General features: G+C 38.0%; 6 protein-coding genes. All 6 read left to right on the forward strand.

What is annotated here, in order from left to right; genetic code table 11:
* The coding region (locus AB1630_10855) for a hypothetical protein (GenBank protein MEW6104290.1) at positions 1-635 on the forward strand (635 nt) is incomplete at its 5' end.
* Positions 632-1,105: a hypothetical protein gene (locus AB1630_10860; protein ID MEW6104291.1), complete on the forward strand. Its 474-nt coding sequence runs from the start codon at positions 632-634 to the stop codon at positions 1,103-1,105. The genes AB1630_10855 and AB1630_10860, both read left to right, overlap by 4 nt.
* A gap of 16 nt (positions 1,106-1,121) precedes the next feature.
* A complete protein-coding gene (locus AB1630_10865) occupies positions 1,122-1,463 on the forward strand; it encodes a hypothetical protein (protein ID MEW6104292.1) in 342 nt (113 codons plus the stop codon).
* Between the two features lie 20 nt (positions 1,464-1,483).
* Entirely contained in the window at positions 1,484-1,933 is a 450-nt protein-coding gene (locus tag AB1630_10870) for a hypothetical protein (protein ID MEW6104293.1), read from the forward strand.
* Positions 1,934-1,964: 31 nt separating this feature from the next.
* The gene (locus AB1630_10875) at positions 1,965-2,840 is read left to right on the forward strand and encodes a hypothetical protein (GenBank protein ID MEW6104294.1); all 876 of its coding nucleotides are present in this window, start codon (positions 1,965-1,967) and stop codon (positions 2,838-2,840) included.
* Positions 2,841-2,858: 18 nt separating this feature from the next.
* A partial coding sequence (locus tag AB1630_10880; GenBank protein ID MEW6104295.1) for a hypothetical protein occupies positions 2,859-4,080 on the forward strand: 1,222 nt, incomplete at its 3' end.

Below are 4,080 nucleotides of genomic sequence, written 5' to 3' on the forward strand. Positions count from 1 at the left end.
GCGTAATAAACCAATTTAGTATCAATCCTAATGAGGTAATGCCAGGTAATTCAACAATTATCTCAGGAAGGCTTGAGTGGGATAAGGGTGGGTGGTTTAATGACCCTATCCCAAATGCCTCGGTTGGAATATACATTCAAGGAAGCTATGTAGCAACAAAGACAACCAATATAGAGGGAAAGTTTTCCCATAGCTATTCTGTTCCCCAAAATTCTCCAAGAGGAGGGCTTCTGGTTAAGGCAATATTCCCTGGAAATACAATCTATAAACCCTGTAATGTCTCAGGAACATTATTGGTTTCCCTTATCTCTAACCTTACTGCAACCCCTCTTTCCTTCAATCCCTATGGAGAGAATGCAAAATTAGAGATTTCTTACCTCTTGCATACTGAGGCAAAGATAACCATAGAAATCCTTGATGCAAATGGCAAGCTGGTAAAAACCCTGATTAACTTGGCAGATAGACCAGCAGGGAATCAAACTGAGGTATGGTATGGGGTAATTGATAAAAGCGAAATCAACCCCTATGACATCCTCATTGCCCCTCCGGGAAGTTATAAAATAAAAGTCATTGCCAAGCCAAATAATGGCTTGGGAGCGGATAGCAAGGAAATTGATAATGTTGAGGTGAAATGATGAAAAGGCTAATCTGGGGTTTGTTGCTGATTGGTTGTGGAGGGTGTTATAAATTCTTGGTTAATCCATATGATGCAGTTATGTGGCCCTCTGGTCATTATGATGTCTATTATAGCCTTACCATTCAATCAGAAGATGCGAAAGATATAACAGTTTATTTACCCTTTCCACATTATAAGGGAAAGCCGGATATGAAGATTTTGAAGTGGTTAAAAAAGGGGGTTTCAAAAGAATTAAAAAGTCGGAAATATTACCGAGAATATGCGTTTAAAAGATATATAGATCATTGTAGAAGAAACAAAAAGTGGTATAAAGAGCATGGATTAAGTGATGAGAAATATAAAGAGGCAATGGAACAATTTTATGAACGAGAAGTGCGCCCTGAAGAGAAGCGTTTAGAATTCTATTCAAAGATTAGATTAGATCTGATAGATACCCAATATGGGAAAATGGTATATATATATCCCTGAATTAAAAGGAGGTAATATGAAATTTGATATTGATTCATCCCGAGCCATCAAAATCAACCCAAAGACTGTAATTGAGGATTACAAGCTTACCTATGAGGATAAGATAGTTCCTGAAAAACCAGAACCAGGTGTTGATATTCCCAAGGAATGGATTGAGGAGTGGGGTAATATATGGGAAAAGCTTAATCTGCCATTTTATGTTCAGTTTAAGGGAAATGAGCTAGAGGTAAGTTTTGGTTATACGATTTCAGAATGTGCCCATCATGGTGGAAGTATTATACTTTTAAGGTATTATAGTCCAAAAGAAAAATTTATCTTTACCAAATCAGGCTGGCATTGGATGCCAGTAATAAAATAAAAATGGAGGTAAAAAATAAAATGAAGAAGCTATTTTTGAGCTTAATCCTTGTATTTGGGTTAAGGGATGGATTTGCTTGGGGTCCAATTACCCATTATTGGCTAACCCAAGATTCAGTATCTTCAGGGAATGAGGCAATGTTTATTAACAGTATGAACCCAGACCTGTTCTGGGCAGGTGGTGGCGATGATATTCCTTTTATCTTTAGGCTCTATGAAAAGGAATGGGGAAACAGGGCACATTGCCCTCTTCCAAGCCTTACAATAACAGACCCTAGAAACGAGAATTATAACTTTTCCGATGATAAAGAAAACTTTGCCTATATTATGAAGCTCTGTGGTGCAGAGGCTTCACACTGGAAAGGATGGGGAAGCCATATTGCCTCTGATTGGGTGGCAAAAGAAATGCAAAATGCAAAACTCAAAATGCAAAATTACAAGTCAAAAGTCAAAAATTATTGTAAATTGTAAATTTTAAATTGTAAATTGTAAAATGAAGGTGATGAAAAAGCTAATCTTTGTTCTGTTCTTGATAGTTTGTGGAGGGTGTTATAAATTCTTTCTTAATCCATATGATGCGGTTATGTGGCCGTCTGGAAGGTATTATGTTAATTATAACTTTATCATTCAAGCCCCTGAAGGTGCAAGCGATATAACCCTATACCTTCCCTTTCCCCATTACAAGGGAAAGCCGGATATGAAGATATTAAGGTGGTTGAAAGAAACCCTTGCTTCTGCTTTAAATAATGCAGAGTATTATTACAATGAGAGCATCAAAGATTATAAAAATCATTGTAAAAGAAATAAGGTGTGGTATAAAGAGCACGGATTGAGCGATGAGGAGTATAAAAGGGCAATGAAGCAGTTTTATGAAGAAAAGGTTTCTCCTGAGGAAGAAAAGATAAAATATTATTCAAATTTCAAAATAGATTTAATAGACACAGAATATGGTAAGATGCTATATATATATATACCTCAGCTTTTGAAAAAGGAGGAAACAGAAAATATTAGATTTAGTAGTAATACAAAGGCAGATTCATCCCGACCCATCAAAATCAACCCAAAGACTGTAATTGAGGATTACAAGCTTACCTATGAGGATAAGATAGTTCCTGAAAAACCAGAACCAGGTGTTGATATTCCCAAGGACTGGATTGGATACGGAGGTGAGAGATGCGAAAAGCTTAATCTGCCATTTTATGTTCAGTTTAAGGGAAATGAGCTAAAGGTAAGTTTTGGTTATAGTATTTCAGAAGAGACTCATCATGGTGGAAGCATTGCACTTTTAAGCTATGAGGCTCCACCTCGTCTAAAATGGTTAAAAGGAGATTATGGATTTACAAAATCCGGTTGGCACTGGGTGCCGGTAATAAAATAAAAAAGGAGGAAAAATAAAATGAAGAAGCTATTTTTAAGCTTAATCCTTGTATTTGGGTTAAGGGATGGATTTTCCTGGGGTCCAATTACCCATTATTGGCTAACCCAAGATTCAGTATCTTCAGGGAATGAGGCAATGTTTATTAACAGTATGAACCCAGACCTATTCTGGGCAGGTGGTGGCGATGATCTTCCTTCTATCTTTAGGCTCTATGAAAAGGAATGGGGAAATAGGGCACATTCTCCACTTCCAGCTAAAATAACAGACCCTCAAGGACCGAAAAACTCTGACTTCTTGGACGATAAAGAAAACTTTGCCTATATTATGAAGCTCTGCACAGGATATGCTAGTGATTCTTACTGGAGGGGCTTTGGCGCACACATTGGAGGAGACTGGGTTGCCCACAATAGAGATTTTCTTACCATACCTGAACATTATCTCGAGGGTTCATGGCCTTTAAAGCAATACCATACAAATGTAGAATACGATATGGATTATTACCTTTACCTTACTAGGGGAAAGGTTGCAGAAAATGTTGCCCAGAGGATAAGAATAAATACAAACCCAGAGCTTATCTGGAGGGCATTGGTGAATAAGAGGCTGATTGAGTTAAAGAGAAATCCTCCTCCTGACTTAACAGACAAAACAGATAGGGGGTTTAAAAATAGAGCTATTAGCGATGTCAACTCTCAATGCCCCATAGAGGACATAATCTCATCCATTGATACCTGGGGATTCCTTGTTCATTGTCGGCAATTTCAATGTGCAATAAGAAGGGGTAGCCAAGCCTTTCTTGCTGACTGGCCAGGAACAGGGACAGGAAAGATTGCCAAAGAAAACTATGATATTTCAAAAACAGTTATCTCTAACTGGCTCAATAACCCAACCCCAAAGGAAGTTCCTCCCATAGATGTTTCTCCCAGGCCTAAAGATATATCAGGTGGAAATATGGATGATGATATGAAGATATGGCTTGAGGCGATTAAAACAGCAAGGGATGAAAGAATCTTACAGAGATACTTTATCTCCAATCAGAATAACAATTATGAGATAGAGATTTATTGTTCAAATGAGACAAGGCTTTCTCAAATATTTGAAGAGACAATCCTTGCTCACAAAACCAACCCCACCTCTGACTCTGACCTTGTCCTTGCCCAGGTTATGGAGAAGGTCTTCCTTAAGCCATACATTACCCCAGATTACAACCCTCCCACCATTGCCAACCTTACGCCATCACAAA

It is taken from the genome of bacterium (assembly GCA_040753555.1).
GTDB lineage: Bacteria > UBA9089 > UBA9088 > UBA9088 > UBA9088 > JBFLYE01.

Bases quoted from the DNA above. Each gene is read 5' to 3' on its own strand.
- AB1630_10865 (MEW6104292.1), top strand. From the start codon at position 1,122: ATGAAATTTGATATTGATTCATCCCGAGCCATCAAAATCAACCCAAAG.
- AB1630_10875 (MEW6104294.1), top strand. From the start codon at position 1,965: ATGAAAAAGCTAATCTTTGTTCTGTTCTTGATAGTTTGTGGAGGGTGT.
- AB1630_10860 (MEW6104291.1), top strand. From the start codon at position 632: ATGATGAAAAGGCTAATCTGGGGTTTGTTGCTGATTGGTTGTGGAGGG.
- AB1630_10870 (MEW6104293.1), top strand. From the start codon at position 1,484: ATGAAGAAGCTATTTTTGAGCTTAATCCTTGTATTTGGGTTAAGGGAT.